Raw genomic sequence first — 19,614 nt, forward strand, 5'->3', positions numbered from 1 at the left:
ATAAAGCGCTTAGCGTCGACTTAAGATTCTGAATTGGTGACGTTCTGAACGTCATCCGGTGTGCCAACAGCCTTGCCAGCAATCGAACGGTCTATCTTGCGGATCATTCCGGACAAGGCTTTGCCCGCCCCGATTTCCCAGGTTTCCGTCACACCCTGCGCTGCCATGTACTGAACACTCTCGCGCCAACGAACGGACCCAGTGACCTGCTCGACAAGCAGCTGGCGGATCAGATCCGGGTCACTGACCGCTTCGGCGCGGACATTGGCAACCAGCGGCACTGCCGGTGCCTTGATTTCAACATCGGCCAGCGCCTCGGCCATGACATCAGCCGCAGGCTGCATTAATGCACAATGAAAAGGGGCGCTGACCGGCAACATGACCGCACGCTTTGCACCTTTTTCCTTGGCAATCTCTGCCGCACGTTCCACGGCTGCTTTGGCACCCGAGACAACAACCTGCGTCGGATCATTGTCGTTGGCTGCCTGACATACCTCGCCCTGTGCGGCTTCTTCGGCGACGGCCCGAACGGCCTCTAGGTCCAGACCCAATATAGCAGCCATTGCACCCTCGCCGACGGGAACCGCGCTCTGCATTGCTTGCCCCCGTGTACGCAACAGCCGTGCCGTGTCTGCGACTGACAAAGCACCAGCCGCTGCAAGCGCAGAATACTCACCAAGTGAGTGCCCAGCGACAAACGCCGCATCAGTGACCGAGACCCCTTCGACCTCAAGCGCGCGCATTGCCGCCATCGAGGTCGCCATCAGCGCTGGTTGCGCGTTTTGCGTCAAGGTCAGTTCGGCAATGTCACCTTCCCATATCAGGCTACTCAGCTTTTCACCCAGCGCCGCATCGACCTCATCGAATACGGCCTGCGCGGCGGGATATGCCTCGGCCAGAGCCTTGCCCATGCCGATGGTCTGGGCGCCCTGCCCCGGGAAAACAAATGCGCGTGTCATTGCAACCTCTTGGATGACGTTAGGTTGCGGCGGGGTGTAAACTGACTGAACGCGCGGCACAAGCTTTGCCTGACCTCTGCACTTTGGCACCGTATCTGTGCGTGTCGCGCTATTGAGTCCTGTCGTCCCGTCGATAGGTTGAACACTGCCACCCTATCGCCGGAGCGCCCTATGTCCTCGACCAACTCATTCTCAAGTTACGGCAGCGTGACAAAGACCTTTCACTGGTTGACCGCCTTGCTGATTTTCACTGCTTTCCCTTTGGGATGGTTTGCCAATGAACTGGCCCATTCGATATATGATCCGAATATCCCAACAACCGAGGATGACATCGCCCGCGCCGCGCGTCTGTTTTCACTTCATAAGACCGTCGGGGTCGCAGTCTTTTTCGTAGCCATCGCGCGTATCCTTTGGGCCATGACCCAAACCAAGCCCGGCCTTCTGAACGCCGACAACAAACCCGAGGCCTTCGCCGCGGAAACCGTGCACTGGCTGCTTTACGGTTCGCTCGTTTTGGTTCCTTTAACCGGGTGGATTCACCATGCAGCAGCCGAAGGGTTTGCGCCAATCCTTTGGCCCTTTGGGCAGAACCTTCCTTTGGTACCCAAGTCTGCCCCGCTGGCTGAATTCACGGCAAGCTTGCACTGGTTGTTTGTATGGACGCTCGGCGGGTCCTTGGCACTGCATATCGCTGGGGCGCTCAAGCACCACGTCGTAGACAAAGACAGCACATTGCGGCGCATGTTGCCGGGTTCAGCACAAGCGCCAGAGCCTCCGGCACAGCACCACTCGCGGGCTCCGGCAATCGCTGCACTGGCTGTCTGGGTGGGTGTGTTGGTCGGCGGTTGGGGCATTGGCGCGTTCAGCCACCAGCACTCTGATGCTCACACCGACGCCGCCGAATTGGCAGAAGTGCAATCAGAGTGGCAGGTGCAGGAGGGCACGCTAGGCATTACCATCACCCAATTGGGTAGCCCCGTAACCGGTAGCTTCGAAGAGTGGACCGCCGCTATCGCATTCGACGACCCCAATGAGCCCGGCCTAGCTGGGACGGTCGATGTCACAATTTCGATCCCGTCTCTCAGCCTCGGAACGGTAAGCGGTCAAGCAATGGGCGCGGATTTCTTTGACAGCGCGCAATTCCCAACGGCGCAGTTCAAAGCAGATCTGTACAAAACCGAAACCGGTTATGAAGCACGCGGTCCACTGACCATTCGCGACAAATCCTTGGATGTCGTGTTGCCGTTTTCATTGGAGCTAGCGGATGACACTGCCACTGTTTCAGGCCAGCTTGAGGTAAACCGCATGGACTTCGATGTGGGCACCTCACAACCCACCGAAGACTCGCTGGGCTTTGCAGTCACAGTCTTGATCGACCTGACGGCCAAACGCGGAGAATAAAAGAAAACCGCCGGAGCATTGCTCCGGCGGCTTCGTGTCAGAACAGCAAAACTGTTTTATTCGGCCTTCTGCGCCTCAACCGAGATTTGAACCTCAACTTCGTCGCTGACAAAGGGTGCGAACTGGCCCAGATCAAAATCGCTGCGGACCAGCGTGGTTTTTGCGTCGAAACCAGCCCATGGCTTGCCAGCCATCGGGTGTTCACCAACCTGGTTCAGCTTGGCGTCCAGAACAACCGACTTGGTTACGCCGTTCATGGTCAGATCACCGGTGATGTTGGCGGTATTCTCACCGGTCAGTTCGATACCCGTCGAAGTAAAGGTAATCAGGTCACCTTCGGTCACGCCAAAGAAATCTTCGGTCATAAAGTGATCTTCACGCGGCTTCCAGCCGGTGAACATCTCGATGACAGGCATGGAAACAGTTACGCTGGATGCAGCAGGGTTTTCCTGATCGAACAGTATCTCGCCTTCGAAACCCGAGAACATGCCATAGGTCGTCGAAAAACCGAGGTGGTTGTAGTTGAAGATGACCTGGCTGTGGCTTGGGTCCAAAACGTATTTCTCGGCACTTGCAAACGCCGAAGTCGCCGACACGGCCAGTGCAGCAGCAAGAAGGGTGGATTTCATGACAATCTCCGCAGTGTTGTGGATGCAAACCGATTGGGTTGCTAGATAACGAAAATGTGCCGCCCAAGGGCGGCACACAAGCTTTATTCTCTCACAACTTCTGTTCCTATATGAACAGAATAAATTTTAGGCGAAGATTGTTACACTTCCGCTCAGTTGCCCTTTGAGTGCTCGGCTGACATCCGCCGATTGCAGCGGCAATTTCATCAGCAGGCTACCGTCCACGTCGAACAGTTCGACCTGATCATCGCTGAACTTCGCACCACCCAGCGTATCGTAGCTGCGGCGCAACACGGTCTGCGGACGACCATTTTCGTTCTTTTGCAGCACCCGAACCTCGCGACGGATCGGATCAAAGTAAGCATCTGGACGCGAATCCAGCACCTGGATGGTCAGCAGGCTTACACCAACCACCAAAAACGCAAGCGATGCTGCCAGCTTGATCGGCCAAACTTCGGCAGCCATTGTCGACCCCGAGGCCAGCCACATCGAAAACGCCATCACAATCAGAAAAGCTCCGACCATGCGGGCCAAAACCATTCGAACCTTCCAGTTCGGTGCAAACTTGATCAGAACTGGTACAGACTTTTCGAAGCCTCCGCTCTCGGCGGTTTGTTCGAGTGTATTCGTATTAATCGCGGTCATTTCTCTAACCCTGTGTTCAGGTTGCCGTCTTGGGTCCGGTAGGTCCGGCTTTGTCCCCGGTATGGCATCCAATTTCGATTTGAAAAGCGTCAGGAATTGGGCGACCCAAAGGAAATAGCGGGACTTCACCAAGGCATATGTGACGGGACTTGCCCCTCCGCCATAAACGTGTATACGGGGCCATCCTTCGCTAATTGTATGAATCGCGCAGCCTCTCGTGGCAGGGTCGCGAAGGGTTGAATGGCCCCGCCTATGAAATGCGCCTTGATATAAACAGGAGTGCACATGCCACTGTATGAGCATGTAATGATCGCGCGTCAGGATCTGTCCAACGCGCAGGCAGAAAGCCTTGTCGAACACTTCGGCACCGTTCTGGCTGACAACGGCGGCAGCGTCGTCGAAAGCGAGTACTGGGGCGTCAAGACGATGGCTTACAAGATCAACAAAAACCGCAAGGGCCACTATGCCTTCCTGAAGACCGACTCGCCTGCTGGCGCGGTTCAGGAAATGGAGCGCCTGATGCGCCTGCATGAAGACGTCATGCGTGTTCTGACCATCAAGGTCGACGAGCATGCCGAGGGCCCCTCGGTCCAGATGCAGAAGCGCGATGAGCGCGAAGGCCGCCGCGAGCGCCGCTGATCAAAGCCTGACGAAAGGACACCAAACCATGGCCGCAAAACCATTTTTCCGCCGCCGCAAGGTCTGCCCGTTCTCGGGTGAGAACGCGCCCAAGATCGATTACAAAGACACACGTCTGCTGCAGCGCTACATCTCTGAGCGTGGCAAGATCGTACCTTCGCGCATCACCGCCGTATCGGCGAAAAAGCAGCGTGAACTGGCCCGTGCTATCAAGCGCGCCCGCTTCCTCGCCCTGCTGCCCTACGCTGTGAAGTAAGGAGAGACTGACATGCAAGTTATCCTTCTGGAACGCGTTGCGAAACTGGGTCAGATGGGCGACGTCGTTGACGTCAAGCCCGGCTACGCCCGCAACTTCCTGCTGCCCCAAGGCAAAGCGCTGAGCGCGTCCGAGTCGAACATCGCCTCGTTCGAAGCCCGCAAGGCGCAGCTTGAAGCGCACAACCTGGAAACCAAGAAAGAAGCTGAAGCACTGGCTGAAAAGCTGGACGGTCAGCAGTTCATCGTGATTCGCTCGGCATCGGATGCAGGCGCTCTGTACGGCTCGGTCACCCCGCGTGACGCCGCAGAAGCCGCGACCGAAGCAGGTTTCACCGTCGACAAGAAACAGATTGCCCTGATCGCGCCGATCAAGGAACTGGGTCTGCACAACCTCGCGGTCAAGCTGCACCCCGAAGTCGAAGTCGAAATCCAGATGAACGTCGCCCGTTCGGAAGAAGAAGCCGAACTGCAGGCTTCCGGTAAGTCGATTCAGGAACTGGCAGCGGAAGAAGAAGCCGCAGCAGAGTTCGAAATCGCTGAACTGTTCGACGACATCGGTTCTGCAGCTTCTGAAGACGACGAACTGGTCGCCGAAGAAGCTCCGGCAGCAGAAGAAGATGAAGCGAAAGCCTAATCTTCCCTGTGCACTGATTAAGAAAAGGCCGCGCAAAATGTGCGGCCTTTTTGCTTACTTGCAGCACGGGCATAATTCAGCCTGAATTTCCACCTATGCTTGCGGTCGAACGTTTGTCACCTATCATCGCCTCAACAAACCCGGAGATCTCGATGACATATTTCACACGTCGCAGCTTGCTGGCCCTCATCTTGGCCGCGCCACTAACCGCATGCGGCGAGCCTGACACTCCGACCCGGGCTGCTTTTGATCCGCCGCTTTACCCGAATGAAACGCCTGAATTGCGTGAGTCGATCAACAAATGGGCCGATCACTACGAATTGCCCCGCGAGCTGGTGCATAAACTTGCAATCCGTGAAAGCACCCATCGCCCCTGGGCCGTTAACCGTCCCTATTATGGGTTGCTTCAGATTTTGCCAGCGACCGCCAGGTCCATGGGATACACCGGCGATCCACAAGGTCTTTTGGACGCAGACACCAATCTGGAGTTTGCGGGCAAGTACCTACGCGGCGCCTGGCTGTTGTCGGACGGAGACCAGCAAAGGGCGATATTCCTCTATGCGAAAGGCTATTGGCCAGAAGCAAAGGCGCGCGGCATGCTGGTCGAGACAGGTTTGGTACCAGAAAAGTAAGGTACTCTGTGCTTTGGGCGAAAAACCGCAAATTGCAGCCTAGTTTACAGGCTTAAATCCGACAAGGGATGGATATCCTTAGCAATAAGCCCATTCACAATGCACAATTTGCTTGCCCACAATCGCTGGTTGACGCAACGTATACTTTAGTTTGGACAGATAGGACTATTCTCTGGGGAGAGGATGGTTGCCACGAAGGTAGAACAGTTGAAACTCATCGACTTGGCCGCAATCGACCAACAAGACAGGTCGGCGGCCGACATTATCAATGCAGTCTGTGAAGAACTTGGCTTTGACTACGCCTCATACGCCACGTTCAACCCCCTGAAGGGGGATGTTCAGGGATACGCGAATTATCCGGACGAGTGGAAAATCCACTACGGTAAGCATGGCTTTCACCAATTCGACCCGACGCTCCACCAATCCATGCTTAGCATCGCGCCGGTGGATTGGGGCCGCTTTGACCACGATAAAAAATTTCACACGGTCTTCAAAGACGCCCATGATTTCGGCATTACAACACGCGGGCTGACTGTTCCCGTGCGCGGGCCTTATGGTGAGTGTGGCCTTTTGAATGTCACTCGCGACTGCACTGACGAAGAATGGGATGGGCTGAAGCGAAACGTCATGGGTGATTTACAGCTCGCTGCGGTTCAAGCCCACGATACCGTCATGCAATCTGGTCTTCTCTCGAAGGCACTCTATCTGCCATCGTTGTCCAGCCGTGAGAAAGAGATCCTGCAGTGGGTCGCCGAAGGTAAGTCACAGCAAGATATCGGTGACATCCTGTCGATCTCGCACAGAACAGTCGAAGTGCACGTTCGTTCAGGGCGCGAAAAACTGGGTGCATTGTCCACCCCACAGGCCATCGGGCGCGCAATAGGACTCGGCCTAATCTCCCCTGGTTAATAAAAAAAACCAAAAATCTACGGGATACCCCCAATAGCATCTGTTCGTGAGTTGGTTAATTTTCAGTTCACGGCAACCAGACTGTAGGGGGATGGAAATGATCATCGTGATTGATGGTATTAACCAACACAAATTCAAAGACATCTTGGACAAGATGCACCAACTGCGTGCGCGCGTTTTCGGCGATCGCCTGGGATGGGATGTTCATATAAAAAATGGGCGCGAGCGCGACCAATTTGACGAGCTGTACCCGGCGCATGTCGTCAGCATCAACGACGATGGGGACGTCGTTGGCTGCATGAGACTGCTGCAAACCACCGGTCCGCATATGCTGTCAGATGTTTTCAATTCAATTCTGGACGGAGAACCACCAATCCGCAGCTCACAGGTATGGGAAGCCACACGGTTCTGCGTGGACACCAAGAAACTGGGGCGCGGCCGCGGCAAAAACTCGGTCTCTTATGTCACCAGCGAGGTCATGATTGGTTCGTTTGAATACGCTAAGGCGGCAGGTGTTCTGGATTCGATTGCCGTGATCGATCCTGTGATGAACCGCGTTTTGCAACGTTCTGGCAACGCGCCATACGACTACCTTGGAACCGCCAAACCTATGGGCAAGGTTGTTGCGATGGCAGCGATGATGGATTGTTCTGACGAACGTATCTCTGGAATTCGCGAATATGCAGGCATCCGGCATGATGTCTTTCTGACAGACGAACAAGCGCTGGACCTGATTGCAAAAGCGAAAGCCAAACCACAAGCGGCGAATTGCGACCGCAAACCGCTGACGCAGATGGAAAGATACTTTGTCGAGCAGATAAGCGCAGCCACGACCAAAGCTGAGGTCGATGACGTTCTAAGGCTGATCGAAGCGCTCTCGGACAAGGTCACACCAGAGCAGAAAATCGCCCTAATGAGTACCCCCCGTGCTTTAGCTCATGAGGCCTGACCCCCTCACCTCAGGAGTATAAAGCCACTCAAGCGGAGCCGTCTATTTCAGACGGCTCCGTGTTTTTTTGGCGTCCAAGCAAGTTGGACGGAAAAGGATTATTCCTCTTCCAATGCCTCAACGGCCTTTTGAAGATCGTCTTTGCTGACTTCTTTGTCAGCGACCTGCGCCAATTCGACGATGTAGTCGATGACTTTGTCTTCGAAGATCGGCGCACGCAGTTGTTGCTGCATCTGTGCGTTCTGCTGCACGAACTCAAAGAACTGACGTTCCTGACCGGGGTACTGACGTGCTTGGTTCATGATCGCCTGAGTCATCTCGGCATCGGTTACTTCAACTTCGGCCTTTTGACCAAGCTCAGCCAGCAGCAGGCCCAGACGGACGCGGCGCTCGGCCAGTGAGTTATGCTCGTCAGTTGCCTCGATCTCGCCGTGATCGTGGCCTTCGACTTCGGGGTTTTCCTCGTGCCACAGTTGGTGGGCGATTTGCTTGGCCTCAGCCTCAACCAACGATGGCGGCAGTTCGAACTTGACCATTTCGTCCAGGATGTCCAACAGCGCACGTTTCATGACCGCGCGCGATGCACCGGCGTATTCAGCTTCCAGACGCTCAGCGATCTGACCTTTCAGTGCTGCCAGGTCTTCGGCACCAAACTTAGTGGCCAGTTCGTCGTTAATTTCGGCGGCAACAGGCTCTTTGACTTCTTTCACCGTGCAGGTGAAGACGGCCTCTTTGCCGGCCAGATGCTCGGCACCGTATTCGGCAGGGAACGTCACGTTGACGTCTTTTTCTTCCTCGGCTTTGACGCCAACCAGTTGCTCTTCAAAACCAGGGATGAAGCTGTTCGAACCCAGAACCAGCGGATAGTCCTCGGCGGAACCGCCTTCGAATTCTTCGCCATCCACTTTGCCGACGAAATCGATCACGACCTGATCACCGTCCTTGGCTTTCGAGCCTTTGCGGCGTGCTTTGAAATCCTGCGCGGTTTCGGCCAGGTTGTTCAGCGCTTCTTCAATGGCCGCGTCGTCTGCTTTGACGACCAGCTTTTCCAGCTCGACAGATTTCAGGTCGACCTCTGGGATCGCAGGCAGTGCTTCATAGGACATCTCGACATGGACGTCGTCGCCCTCTTTCCAGTCCTCGTTGGTCATCTTGACCTCGGGCTGCAGAGCTGGGCGGTCACCGCTGTCTTCAAAATGCTTGTTCATCGCACCGTCGATGCTTTCCTGCATCGCTTCGCCCAACAGACGCTGACCAAACTGCTTTTTCAGCAGCGCCATCGGCACCTTGCCTTTGCGAAAGCCCTTCATCTCAATTTCAGGCTGCGCCTCGACCAGTTTTTCATTTACTTTGTCGTCCAGCTCAGCTGCGGACACGACGATGTTGTAGCCGCGTTTCAGACCTTCATTCAGCGTCTCGGTAACCTGCATTATGGTAGTCCCCATAGGATTCGGGGCGCGCAAAACGGCGCGCCGGGCAAATTTGAGGCCTTCTATTTGTCCAACGGACTACGCGCAAGGGGCAAAGGCCGGATCAGCCTTGTTTTGCCGCCGATTTGAAGAAAAAAACGCCCCAAACCATGGCAAAGCGTTTCATGTCCGGATCAACCGATACTCAGAATTTCCAGAGCGCGCCCAGAACCCAGGCCTCGTTCTCGTCAAAGTCGACTGTGTCGTCAAAATCATGGTTGCGGTACTTAAGGTAGGCATCCGTGTTGATACTGTCGATCCGCTGGACCACTGCGATACCCCAGGACTTGGTACTGGACCCATCGTTCTCGAAATCGGACCCATCAAAATAGTCTATGCCGACGCCGGTTTTTCCCCATGTTACCCAGTCAGCTTCATACGCCAATTTGGCATACCAATAGTTTGGATCGCTTGCCCCATCGGCTGTGTCATCACGTGCACCCAAAGCCGCTGTAAAACTAAAGCCGCTGGGTAAAAGAACCGACGCAGACCCAATTGTGTCTCGACGTTCACCTGTTCCATCATCAAAATCCCGAACGGCATAGGCGACACTTGCGGCGAATTCTGCCCCATTGCCAAAGGTATTTCGGTACCGCACGGCAATATCGTAATAGTCGTCGTCATCGCTGCTGGAGAGGATGTTCTGCCCGTAGGCAATCGCGGCGGAAAACCCGTTGAAACCCGGCGTGTCATAGCGGATGCGACCACGGCGCGCGCCGTCAAAGTTACTGGCTGAGTCCCCGACTGTAATGCCGCTTAGAACGCCGTCTTCCTGACGGTAAAAGAATGCCCCGTTTTCGTCATTGGTAAATGAGTAGAGAGCCGTCCCAACGAAGGATAAATCCGTTTCGGCAGCACCATCAGATGCCATGCTTCCCTGACCTGCTGAAAACTTTCCGTATCCGCCCTTCAACGCAAAATCGACATGGCGAATGTCTTCTCGCGACCAGCCATCGTTGTTCGTGCCATCCTGATTGGCAGTACCGGTGCTCGGCAGGCCCAGACCTGTTTCGAAACGGAAAGTGAACTCGTTGCTTCCGTACGGTTGCATCAGCCGCAACCCTACGCGGCTGTTAGACAAGTCATGGTCCAGCAGTCGCGTAACAGTCTCTTGTCCATCGTCTACTGATACAAGCGCCGGGTGGAGTTGGCCGTACAACTCCACATAACCGCCAGTATTGTTTTCGTATTTCAATTCTGCCGCAACAGAACTTGCCATTACTGTTGAGAAAACTGCCAGAGATCTACTAAAATTGCAGACGTGGGCCATCTTGATCACCATAATACTTCCAGTTTCCAGACGGGTGCGATTTGGCACCAGACCACCTGGGGCCACGGGCACCCGAGTGTTCCCGGCGCTCCAATTGAACGCCGCCCACGACCTTTGGTTAAGCGGCAGTAGTTCAAGTAATTTCAGAGGCTTATTTATTAGGCCTTCGACAACTCGCCCTCATGATGAAGTTTGGTTGGAAGCTCACTAAAATGCAAACATTCGATAGTGTCTATATTATTAACGTTCGGCCAGTTGTCGCCGAAAATACGGCGCATAGGCTATTCCGCGCCTAAAAATTCAAAAATTGAGTTTTCTGAACACCTTTGGCAATTGTTCCGGCAAATCTTCTGCGATCAGCCCCGCTCCAAACTGCAACGCGCATTCAACATGTAACCAAGCCGCAGTTTCAGCTGCCTGCTTTGGACCGAACCCGCGCGCTAATAAGCCGACAACAAAACCCGCCAGAACATCCCCTGAGCCCGCTGTTGCCAACCAAGGGGCCGAACGCGCGTAAGCGGCCGCGTTGATCGCGCAGCGTCCATCAGGGGATGCAACAACCGTATCCGGCCCCTTGAACAGAACCACGCACCCAGCCCTTTTGGCGGCTTCTCGCGTTGCATCAACCTTGGAATAGGCCGGGCCTTTGGTCGGCGTCACAGCCAAATTCTCTGCAATATCGGGAAAAAGACGAGCAAATTCGCCGCCATGTGGTGTCAAAACACAGTTCTTATGAAGCATCTGAAACAAGGCTGTGGGTTCATCTGCAAACGCCGTCAGCGCATCAGCATCCAACACCGTCGCGCGCTGTGCCCGAAGCGCGACCGGCACCAGTTCGCGCGCCCTCTCAATCCCTAATCCGGGCCCCAAGCACAAAGCACTCAGCCGCTCGTCCCCCAGCACATCCGAAAGCCCCTCAGCGCCGTCAACCCGCTGCAACATGATAGCAGTCACCTGCGCCGCCACTTCGCTCTGCGCGGCTGGTGGCACCCCCAGAGTCACCAATCCCGCTCCGATCCGCAACGCACCTCGGGCCGCCAACCGCGCCGCACCGGTTTTGCCCGGACCACCCGACAGGATAAGGGCATGCCCGTGTTTGTATTTGTGCTCAAACGGTTCTTTGCGCAGGTACGGAGAAAGAGTACTGCGATCCACCTCCACACTCAGCACCCGACCCAGCTTTTTTTCGCCACTCATTGCAACTAACGCGTTGCGCGAAATCGAACCCGGTTCTCCCGGGCGGGATAGTTCGATATCGACTACAGCGGTTTCTCCGCAGTATTTGGGGCCATCCGCAAGGACATGGCCCGGCTTTTTACTATGAAAAGTAACCGTCAGATGCGCACCAACCTGAACAGGATCGCCTCCCAACGTCCTGCCACTGTCGGCACACACACCAGATGGAATATCGACCGAAACGACCCGCGGCCACCATGGGTCAATGTCCGCTTCAGAACTGATCTGAATTTCATCAAGAACGGCTTTGAGCCCCTCAATGGGCCGTGTTAAGCCAGTCCCAAAGAGAGCATCCAAAACCAGGTCCGGCCCCTTGGACGCAAAAGTTCTTGCGGTCTTTTCCTCCAAAAACTCCACTTCGCGCCCCGTTGGCATCGGAAGAGACAGTGTCGCCACCTCTCCAAGCGCCGTCCACCGCTCATAATTCGCCTTCGCATCTGGCGGCAGCTTATCTGCTTCACCGTACAGAAAAACGTCTACTCCCCAGCCTTGCGCATGCAAAAGACGCGCCACAACAAACCCGTCACCGCCGTTGTTCCCAGGTCCGCACAACACCACTGCGCGCAATGGATCCCCTTCATCTGGCCCTAAATATCCCGGGGGTGCGGGGGCTGGCCCCCGCGTTAACTCCGGCCATTCCTGGAAAATCGCCTCGACAACGCCTTGTCCAGCCCGCTCCATCAACTCAAGCCCAGTCACTTCACCAGACTCAATCGCTGCCTGCTCAATGGCACGCATCTGCACAGCGGTAAGCAATTCCGTCATCTCAAAATCTCCAGGCGATTCAATTTTGATTATTTTTTACGCAAGTCGATCAAAATTTAACACGTCGCCTCTTTTCCCGGCACCCAAACAAGGTCAAATTCGCAATCGGATTGCCGACCGATCTTAGACGTGGTCACTGCCATCCTGACAAGAGTTAAAGGGAGCCCGGGATGAAGAAGATCGAAGCGATCATCAAACCGTTCAAACTCGACGAAGTAAAAGAGGCATTGCAGGACGTTGGTGTCCAGGGTCTTAGCGTAATCGAGGTGAAAGGGTTTGGCCGTCAGAAAGGCCACACCGAATTGTACCGTGGTGCGGAATACGTTGTCGACTTCTTGCCCAAGGTAAAGGTCGAAGTCGTATTGGACGACGATCAGGTCGATGCCGCCATCGACGCGATCGTCTCGGCTGCGAAAACCGACAAGATTGGCGACGGCAAGATTTTTGTATCGCCTGTTGAACAAGCCATTCGCATCCGGACCGGCGAGACCGGTTCGGAAGCGCTGTAATCGAACACTCCAATCAGAGGAATAGAGAGTATGAGCAAGGACGCAGTTCTTCAGCTGATCCGGGACGAGGATGCTGAATACGTCGATATCCGTTTCACCGACCCGCGCGGCAAACTTCAGCACGTCACAATCATGTCTGATCAGGTTGACGAAGACTTCCTGGAAGAAGGCTTTATGTTTGACGGCTCGTCGATCGCAGGTTGGAAGTCGATCGAAGCATCCGACATGAAACTGATGCCCGACACCGACAGCGCCTATGTCGATCCGTTCTACGCGGAAAAGACAATCTGCATTCACTGCTCGGTTGTTGAGCCTGACACCGGCGAGGCCTATGAGCGTGACCCGCGCGGCACAGCCGAAAAAGCCGAAGCATACCTGAAATCTTCGGGTATCGGTGATGTTGCCTACTTTGGTCCCGAAGCTGAATTCTTCCTGTTTGACGACGTTCGCTTCTCAAACAGCATCAACAAAGTGTCTTACGAGGTCGATGCGACCGACGCGTCGTGGAACACCGACACCGAGTACGAGATGGGCAACATGGGCCATCGTCCGGGCGTCAAAGGTGGTTACTTCCCAGTAAACCCTGTTGACGAAGCGCAGGATCTGCGTTCGGAAATGCTGTCGACCATGAAGCGTCTGGGCATGAAAGTTGACAAGCACCACCATGAGGTTGCGTCCTGTCAGCACGAACTGGGCCTGATCTTTGACAGCCTGACCAAGCAAGCCGACGAACTGCAGAAGTACAAGTACGTCATCCACAACGTCGCGCACGCCTACGGAAAATCGGCCACGTTCATGCCGAAGCCGATCGCAGGTGACAACGGCACCGGCATGCACTGCAACATGTCGATCTGGAAAGACGGCAAGCCGCTGTTCGCTGGCGACAAATACGCTGACCTGTCGGATGAGGCTCTGTACTTCATCGGTGGTATCCTGAAGCACGCGAAAACGCTGAACGCCTTCACCAACCCGTCGACCAACAGCTACAAGCGTCTGATCCCGGGCTTCGAGGCCCCTGTTCTGCGCGCCTACTCGGCCCGTAACCGTTCGGGTTGTGTCCGTATTCCGTGGACCGAAAGCCCGAAAGCCAAGCGCGTCGAGGCCCGCTTCCCCGATCCGGCCGCAAACCCCTACCTGGCGTTTGCCGCTCTGCTGATGGCCGGTCTGGACGGCATCAAGAACAAGATCGATCCGGGCGAAGCCATGGACAAGAACCTGTACGATCTGCCTGCCGAAGAACTGGCCGACATCCCGACCGTATGTGGTTCGCTGCGTGAAGCTCTGGAAGCTCTGGCATCCGATCACGACTTCCTGCTGCAGGGCGACGTGTTCACCAAAGACCAGATCGACGGCTACATCGCACTGAAGATGGAAGAGGTCGAAACCTACGAGCACACCCCGCACCCGGTTGAATACGGCATGTACTACAGCTGCTAATCCGGCGTTGGGTTTACTTCTTCAAGGGCGTCCGAAAGGGCGCCCTTGTCTCATTGGGACGCATCTTTCACAATCGACATACCCGGTTAGGAGAGATCGCATGCCCTCAGACGCCCCCTTCTCGCAGTTCTCGGACATTTTGACATCAACGGAAGAGCTGGAGCAAATTGTCGGCGCCCCTCTTCCCCAAATCATTGCCAAAGAGCTGTCCGCTCTGGACGAGATGTGCCGCGATTTTATCGCCGCCTCACCTTTTTGTCTGATCGCCTCCGCAAATCCGGACGGGCATCTGGACATATCGCCAAGAGGTGATCCCACGGGTTTTGTAGAGGTCATCTCAGAGACCCTGATTGCGATCCCCGATCGCCCTGGAAACAAGCGTGTCGATACGTTCCACAACATCCTGAAAGACCCGCGCGTCAGCCTGATCTTTTTCGTTCCGGGCAAAATGGAAACCCTACGCATTCGCGGGGAGGCCCGCATTTGCGCCGACAAAGATCTTTTGGAAAGCATGTCTGTTCAGGGTCACGCCCCAAAACTGGCCTTGTTGATCCACATCCACACCGTTTTCGCGCATTGCCCAAAATGCGTCATCCGCGCGAACCTGTGGCAACCGGAAGAATGGAAGGATTCGTCGAACCTGCCGAATATGAATGCAATGATGGTCCGGCACGCAAAGATAAACAAAACGCCTGAGGAATGGTTTGAAAGCCTCAAAGGCACAGGCGAGTTGGACCTGTATTAAATCCCTTTGCCGAAGGGCATGTTCGCAATAGGCTTTCAGGTATCATTTTGAACTAAGGGAGTTCAACGATGTTGCGTTTCGCACTCGCATTATTGCTGGCCCTACCAGCGACTGGCATGGCGGCAACCTGCGGCAACACAAGTGCGGGCTTTGAAGCGTGGAAGGCCGATTTTGCAAAGCAAGCCAAACGCGCCGGGGGGTCGGAAAAAAGGGCTTCAAGCACTGGCGCAAAGCTCTTACGCGACGCGAACAATTGCAGCGGATCGCAATCAGAAAAGTTTCAAGTACTCACTGGACAAATTCATGCAGGTCCGCGGCGCCAACACAATCGTTGCCCAAGGTCGCAAACGTAAGGCCCGCAACCCACAGTTTTACGAAACGCTCGAACGCCAGTACGGCGTCCCTGCCGGCGTGCTGCTCGCCATTCATGGAATGGAAACGGGTTTCGGGAATTTCATGGGCGACAGTCAAGTTGTTTCCGCAATAACCACGCTAGCGTATGATTGTCGCCGATCCGAGTTCTTTATCCCGCACGCTATCGGAGCCCTGAAACTTGTAGATCAAGGCAGCATTACGACCCAGACCAAAGGGGCAAAACATGGCGAATTGGGGCACACTCAGTTCTTGCCAGGCAATGCGCTCGACTTTGGGGTGGACGCCACTGGCGATGGCAAGGTCGATTTCTACAACATGACAGATGCCTTGGCCTCGACAGCCAACTTTTTGCGAAAAAAGGGTTGGAAAAAGGGGCGCGGCTACCAGCAAGGACAACCGAACTTTGCCGTCATTCAGCAGTGGAATGCCGCGACGGTGTACCAACAATCCATCGCAATCATGGCCGCCCGAATCGATAATTAGGCACGGTCACAATTAAGTGTAGCTCTTCCTCAATTCAGCCACATTGTCGCCACAGACATTAAACGGCCCTTAAAATGCCTAGGTTTCCATAGCGTAACCAATCTTAGCGTTTTGTCATTTTTTTCCATTTTTGCCCAAATCTGCCCTTTTTCCCTTGCTAATTTGGATCTCAAGCAAAAGTGCGACAAAGGAATGCGCAGTGACTCCGAAGAACAGCTATCACGGTGGTTTGCAGTTTGACGGTGAGACCGATGGCGCGGTCGAGCGGTTCAGCGCAATTGTCGCTGCGACTTTGGAAGATTATGGCCATCTTGTTGAGCGCAAGAACGTTCTGAACGCGACCGAAGCCAGCATTGTTTGTAACCAATACCTTGTGCGCCTGACACTCGATACGCAGGTCCCTGCAGAGGAAACCAACCTTGTCGGCGATGACCGTACGGCCGAGTTGAAAACGCTTCAAAAGCCGGTTGTGACGCTCCCGCAGAACCGGCTTACAATCACGATAACCCCGGTTTCCGAGCTGCTGGACGACAGCGAAATTTCCGAGCTTATGCTGGTCGTCATTTTGTATCGGATGGTCGATATTTGCGCGACGCAGCGCGTCGAGTGGCTTTCGCCCAACACCGTGTTGACCATCCAGCAATTCATGAGTGCGTTTGACACTCTGCCCCCCGTTAAAAAAAAGCGGAATAGAAAACAGATTTTCGAGGCGGTTTCTGGCCCATTTGCGGGACTGGACACCATTGAGGAAGACCATCTGGACGAGCCACAAAAAAAGGCGCCGAAAACGGCAGCCCGGCCGATCCAGTTGTCAGATGAGCAGTTGCTCAGCATCGCTTTTCGGACAGAACCTATCGAGCAGCCAACCGATCGGGAGGATACGCACCCCCTCGACCACGAACATCCCAGTGACATCCTGCGACTGACAAGTTGGGGACTAACAGGTGCCGTGGCCAGCGTATCCGTGCCGATTGCGGCTTCAATGGCCGCTGTGAACCTGATACGAGGCGAAGATTTTCGCCTTAATACACAGGTACTTGCCTACACGGTCGCGATCTCCGCTCTCAGCACAAGCGGAGCATTCGCGGGCGTGGTCAACGCGTTGGGCATGTAACACACGAAACCAAGACCCTCCTAGGAGGCCCCGCCATCAGGCGGGGTCTTCCGTTTTCAGGATACGGTCAGCGGCCAGCACATAAGTATGTATCGAAAAGACCACGGCCTGTGTTCTGGGTAGCCGCAGCAGCGTCTGACGCTCACTGCGCAAAAAACCGGCCGATCCCTTGACTGTGATTTCTCTTGGCTCCTTCGCGCTGCGCGGTTGAAACAGCTCGGCGTCGTCATACCAAAGCGCATTAAACCGCCATAGCGGTCGCCCGATTTGTATCCCGTCAAACAGGCGCTGCACGCGGCGCGCGATGTTTTCGTCGTAGCTTGAAACCGGAACATGAATATCGACCAACGGGCGCATGAATTTCTCTGACAAGGTCCAACTGGCTGGAAAACACAGAATGGCTCCGGTCAGGACATGTTCGTCGCCGTGTTTTTGCAAAATACAGAAATCTTCCTGAGCCAACCTGCACAACGTATCCAGCGGTTGCGAGCGGTCGATTTCTACGGCTTGACCGTCCGGTCGATCTGCTCGATCTACGCATTCGGGATAGGCTTGTTCCAGCACCATATCCAACAACTCTTGCGCGGCAGGCTCAGCGTTGGGATCCAATGCCAGCACGTCTGCGCGTCGGTCGCGCAGCAGATTGTCGCGATGTTGCATCTGTTCGTTAAATGCGTCGTCCCGATGTAACCAGTGATCGAAACTGGTTGGTAGAATGCCCGGCAAAGGGCGTGGTTTCATTGGATTATATGGGATCGAGGTCTGCAGGATTGTCGCCATGAGGTTTGCTTAGCATCAGATCGTTTAGGTGTCGGCCAAAAAACGACGATTTTCCGGTCGCATTTTCTAAAGACGACTCGAAACAGATTCTCCATTCTCGACGAACTCAGGCAGGGAGACTCACCATGAACCAGCACTATCGGGACAACCGAAAGATCGACCCGAACAAAGGCGCCACCCTGGGCGATGGCACACCGAATGAGCTGGACCGGATCGAAATTGGCCCAACACAACTGGCCTTTGCCGAATGGGAAGCTGCAGGCCTGTCCCTGCCGAACCTCGCCCGCATGCGAGAACACCGCTGGAAGCGCCTGACGCAAGCCGTCGTCGATCGGGGCTATGGCGGATTGCTGATGTTTGATCCGTTGAACATCCGTTATGCAACCGACAGCACCAACATGCAGCTTTGGAACACGCACAACCCTTTCCGTGCCGTGTTGCTGTGTGCAGATGGCTACATGGTGATCTGGGACTATAAAAACTCGCCCTTCCTGTCGACGTTCAACCCACTGGTACGCGAACAGCGCTCGGGCGCTGACCTGTTCTATTTCGACCGGGGCGACAAGGTCGACGTGGCGGCGGATGTTTTCTCGAACGAAGTGCGCGTACTGATCGAAGAGCATAGCGGCGGCAACAAACGTTTGGCCGTGGACAAGATCATGTTGCACGGCCTTCGCGCGCTTGAGGCGCAAGGGTTCGAGATCATGGAAGGCGAAGAGGTCACGGAAAAAACCCGCGCTATCAAGGGGCCGGACGAAATCCTGGCCATGCGCTGCGCCAACCACGCTTGCGAGACCGCTGTTGCCGAGATGGAGAAATTCGCCCGCGCGAATGTAGGTGACGACAAAACCTCGGAAGATGACATTTGGGCTGTTCTGCATGCCGAAAACATCCGCCGCGGCGGCGAATGGATCGAAACCCGCTTGTTGGCCTCGGGTCAACGTACCAACCCTTGGTTTCAGGAATGCGGCCCTCGCATCACGCAAAAGAACGAAATCATTGCCTTTGATACCGACCTGATCGGGTCATACGGCATCTGCATTGATATCTCGCGCACGTGGTGGATCGGGGATGAAAAGCCCCGCGCCGATATGATTTATGCAATGCAGCACGCGCATGAGCACATCATGACCAACATGGAAATGCTGAAACCCGGCGTGACGATCCCCGAACTGACCGCTAACTGCCACAAGCTGGACGACAAATTCCAGGCGCAGAAATACGGGTGCCTGATGCACGGGGTTGGCCTGTGTGATGAATGGCCTCTGGTCGCTTACCCTGATCAGGCCGTCGCAGGTTCATACGATTACGCGCTGGAGCCGGGCATGGTTCTATGCGTTGAGGCTGCCGTTGGTGAGGTCGGCGGTGACTTCTCGATCAAGTTGGAGGATCAGGTTCTGATCACCGAAGACGGGTACGAGAACCTGACAACCTACCCATTTGATCCACAGTTGATGGGTCTGGCGTAGCGTCTTAGTCCGGCCAATTCGAACGCCGGACGTTTCCGTGCCAATCCTCTGCTTCTATGGTCGCAACCGGTTTCGATTGCGGCCAATTTTGCCCGGCGCTGAACCCGATTGCAGCGGTCAGGGCTGCCACAAGCAAAAGATCGGGGCGAAGTACTGCAACATGCTGCGGTGACGTGACATTTCCCATAGTTGCCTCCTGGCTGATTAAACACAGCTTCAACATGGGCGCATCGGTGAAATAATTAAAACGAATAATTAAGCGCCATATCATCACAGAAATTGAACTATTGCGAAGCGCTTACGAACA

20 protein-coding genes and 1 pseudogene are annotated in these 19,614 nt (G+C 55.0%); 13 read left to right on the forward strand and 8 right to left on the reverse strand.

Annotated elements, in window-relative coordinates; all coding sequences use genetic code 11:
* Positions 1 to 20: 20 nt before the first annotated feature.
* On the reverse strand, positions 21 to 959 hold the full coding sequence (gene fabD, locus ACR0DG_RS02745) for an ACP S-malonyltransferase (RefSeq protein WP_480694074.1): 939 nt from the start codon (positions 957 to 959) through the stop codon (positions 21 to 23).
* A 171-nt stretch (positions 960 to 1,130) separates the two neighbouring features.
* On the opposite strand from fabD, the gene ACR0DG_RS02750 reads away from it, so the two are divergent.
* Positions 1,131 to 2,360 (forward strand): cytochrome b/b6 domain-containing protein, encoded by a 1,230-nt coding sequence (locus ACR0DG_RS02750; protein ID WP_480694076.1) that lies wholly within the window; start codon positions 1,131 to 1,133, stop codon positions 2,358 to 2,360.
* A gap of 56 nt (positions 2,361 to 2,416) precedes the next feature.
* On the opposite strand, the gene ACR0DG_RS02755 is transcribed toward ACR0DG_RS02750, so the two are convergent.
* Together ACR0DG_RS02755 and ACR0DG_RS02760 are read right to left on the reverse strand one after the other, a co-directional pair.
* Entirely contained in the window at positions 2,417 to 2,989 is a 573-nt protein-coding gene (locus ACR0DG_RS02755; RefSeq protein ID WP_480694078.1) for a YceI family protein, read from the reverse strand.
* A gap of 126 nt (positions 2,990 to 3,115) precedes the next feature.
* On the reverse strand, positions 3,116 to 3,634 hold the full coding sequence (locus ACR0DG_RS02760) for a hypothetical protein (protein ID WP_480694080.1): 519 nt from the start codon (positions 3,632 to 3,634) through the stop codon (positions 3,116 to 3,118).
* 285 nt (positions 3,635 to 3,919) lie between these two features.
* Between ACR0DG_RS02760 and rpsF the strand changes: the two genes are divergently transcribed.
* From rpsF to ACR0DG_RS02790, 6 genes are all read left to right on the forward strand, one after another.
* Complete coding sequence (gene rpsF / locus ACR0DG_RS02765) at positions 3,920 to 4,273, forward strand: 30S ribosomal protein S6 (protein ID WP_480694082.1); 354 nt, start codon at positions 3,920 to 3,922, stop codon at positions 4,271 to 4,273.
* A 28-nt stretch (positions 4,274 to 4,301) separates the two neighbouring features.
* Positions 4,302 to 4,529, forward strand: a complete 228-nt coding sequence (gene rpsR, locus ACR0DG_RS02770; RefSeq protein ID WP_005608650.1) for a 30S ribosomal protein S18 — start codon at positions 4,302 to 4,304, stop codon at positions 4,527 to 4,529.
* A 12-nt stretch (positions 4,530 to 4,541) separates the two neighbouring features.
* Positions 4,542 to 5,165 carry a 50S ribosomal protein L9 gene (gene rplI / locus ACR0DG_RS02775; protein WP_480694084.1) on the forward strand — a complete coding sequence of 208 codons (624 nt, stop codon included), beginning with the start codon at positions 4,542 to 4,544 and terminating at the stop codon, positions 5,163 to 5,165.
* A gap of 152 nt (positions 5,166 to 5,317) precedes the next feature.
* A complete protein-coding gene (locus ACR0DG_RS02780; protein WP_480694086.1) occupies positions 5,318 to 5,797 on the forward strand; it encodes a transglycosylase SLT domain-containing protein in 480 nt (159 codons plus the stop codon).
* A gap of 207 nt (positions 5,798 to 6,004) precedes the next feature.
* Positions 6,005 to 6,706 carry a helix-turn-helix transcriptional regulator gene (locus tag ACR0DG_RS02785; RefSeq protein ID WP_480694975.1) on the forward strand — a complete coding sequence of 234 codons (702 nt, stop codon included), beginning with the start codon at positions 6,005 to 6,007 and terminating at the stop codon, positions 6,704 to 6,706.
* A gap of 97 nt (positions 6,707 to 6,803) precedes the next feature.
* A complete protein-coding gene (locus ACR0DG_RS02790; protein ID WP_480694088.1) occupies positions 6,804 to 7,655 on the forward strand; it encodes an acyl-homoserine-lactone synthase in 852 nt (283 codons plus the stop codon).
* A 98-nt stretch (positions 7,656 to 7,753) separates the two neighbouring features.
* Here ACR0DG_RS02790 and tig read toward each other — a convergent pair whose 3' ends face one another.
* The 3 genes from tig to ACR0DG_RS02805 all read right to left on the reverse strand — a co-directional run bounded on the left by tig (position 7,754) and on the right by ACR0DG_RS02805 (position 12,395).
* The gene (gene tig / locus ACR0DG_RS02795) at positions 7,754 to 9,085 is read right to left on the reverse strand and encodes a trigger factor (RefSeq protein ID WP_480694090.1); all 1,332 of its coding nucleotides are present in this window, start codon (positions 9,083 to 9,085) and stop codon (positions 7,754 to 7,756) included.
* 184 nt (positions 9,086 to 9,269) lie between these two features.
* Positions 9,270 to 10,406, reverse strand: a complete 1,137-nt coding sequence (locus ACR0DG_RS02800; protein WP_480707064.1) for a porin — start codon at positions 10,404 to 10,406, stop codon at positions 9,270 to 9,272.
* 288 nt (positions 10,407 to 10,694) lie between these two features.
* Positions 10,695 to 12,395, reverse strand: a complete 1,701-nt coding sequence (locus ACR0DG_RS02805; protein ID WP_480694094.1) for an NAD(P)H-hydrate dehydratase — start codon at positions 12,393 to 12,395, stop codon at positions 10,695 to 10,697.
* Positions 12,396 to 12,565: 170 nt separating this feature from the next.
* On the opposite strand from ACR0DG_RS02805, the gene ACR0DG_RS02810 reads away from it, so the two are divergent.
* The 5 genes and pseudogenes from ACR0DG_RS02810 to ACR0DG_RS02830 all read left to right on the forward strand — a co-directional run bounded on the left by ACR0DG_RS02810 (position 12,566) and on the right by ACR0DG_RS02830 (position 17,058).
* Positions 12,566 to 12,904, forward strand: coding sequence for a P-II family nitrogen regulator (locus tag ACR0DG_RS02810; protein WP_170354532.1), 339 nt, complete (start codon positions 12,566 to 12,568; stop codon positions 12,902 to 12,904).
* 30 nt (positions 12,905 to 12,934) lie between these two features.
* Entirely contained in the window at positions 12,935 to 14,341 is a 1,407-nt protein-coding gene (glnA, locus tag ACR0DG_RS02815; protein WP_480694096.1) for a type I glutamate--ammonia ligase, read from the forward strand.
* Positions 14,342 to 14,441: 100 nt separating this feature from the next.
* Positions 14,442 to 15,086: an MSMEG_1061 family FMN-dependent PPOX-type flavoprotein gene (locus ACR0DG_RS02820; RefSeq protein ID WP_480694098.1), complete on the forward strand. Its 645-nt coding sequence runs from the start codon at positions 14,442 to 14,444 to the stop codon at positions 15,084 to 15,086.
* Between the two features lie 68 nt (positions 15,087 to 15,154).
* A pseudogene (locus ACR0DG_RS02825) lies at positions 15,155 to 15,944 on the forward strand (lytic murein transglycosylase).
* A 199-nt stretch (positions 15,945 to 16,143) separates the two neighbouring features.
* Positions 16,144 to 17,058 carry a hypothetical protein gene (locus ACR0DG_RS02830; RefSeq protein WP_480694100.1) on the forward strand — a complete coding sequence of 305 codons (915 nt, stop codon included), beginning with the start codon at positions 16,144 to 16,146 and terminating at the stop codon, positions 17,056 to 17,058.
* Between the two features lie 36 nt (positions 17,059 to 17,094).
* Here ACR0DG_RS02830 and ACR0DG_RS02835 read toward each other — a convergent pair whose 3' ends face one another.
* Complete coding sequence (locus tag ACR0DG_RS02835) at positions 17,095 to 17,838, reverse strand: heme-dependent oxidative N-demethylase family protein (protein ID WP_480694102.1); 744 nt, start codon at positions 17,836 to 17,838, stop codon at positions 17,095 to 17,097.
* A 125-nt stretch (positions 17,839 to 17,963) separates the two neighbouring features.
* On the opposite strand from ACR0DG_RS02835, the gene dddP reads away from it, so the two are divergent.
* Complete coding sequence (gene dddP / locus ACR0DG_RS02840; protein WP_480694104.1) at positions 17,964 to 19,307, forward strand: dimethylsulfonioproprionate lyase DddP; 1,344 nt, start codon at positions 17,964 to 17,966, stop codon at positions 19,305 to 19,307.
* A 4-nt stretch (positions 19,308 to 19,311) separates the two neighbouring features.
* Here dddP and ACR0DG_RS02845 read toward each other — a convergent pair whose 3' ends face one another.
* Positions 19,312 to 19,494, reverse strand: coding sequence for a hypothetical protein (locus ACR0DG_RS02845; RefSeq protein ID WP_480694106.1), 183 nt, complete (start codon positions 19,492 to 19,494; stop codon positions 19,312 to 19,314).
* Positions 19,495 to 19,614 lie beyond the last annotated feature (120 nt).

Source organism: Ruegeria sp. BG8 (assembly GCF_056538325.1).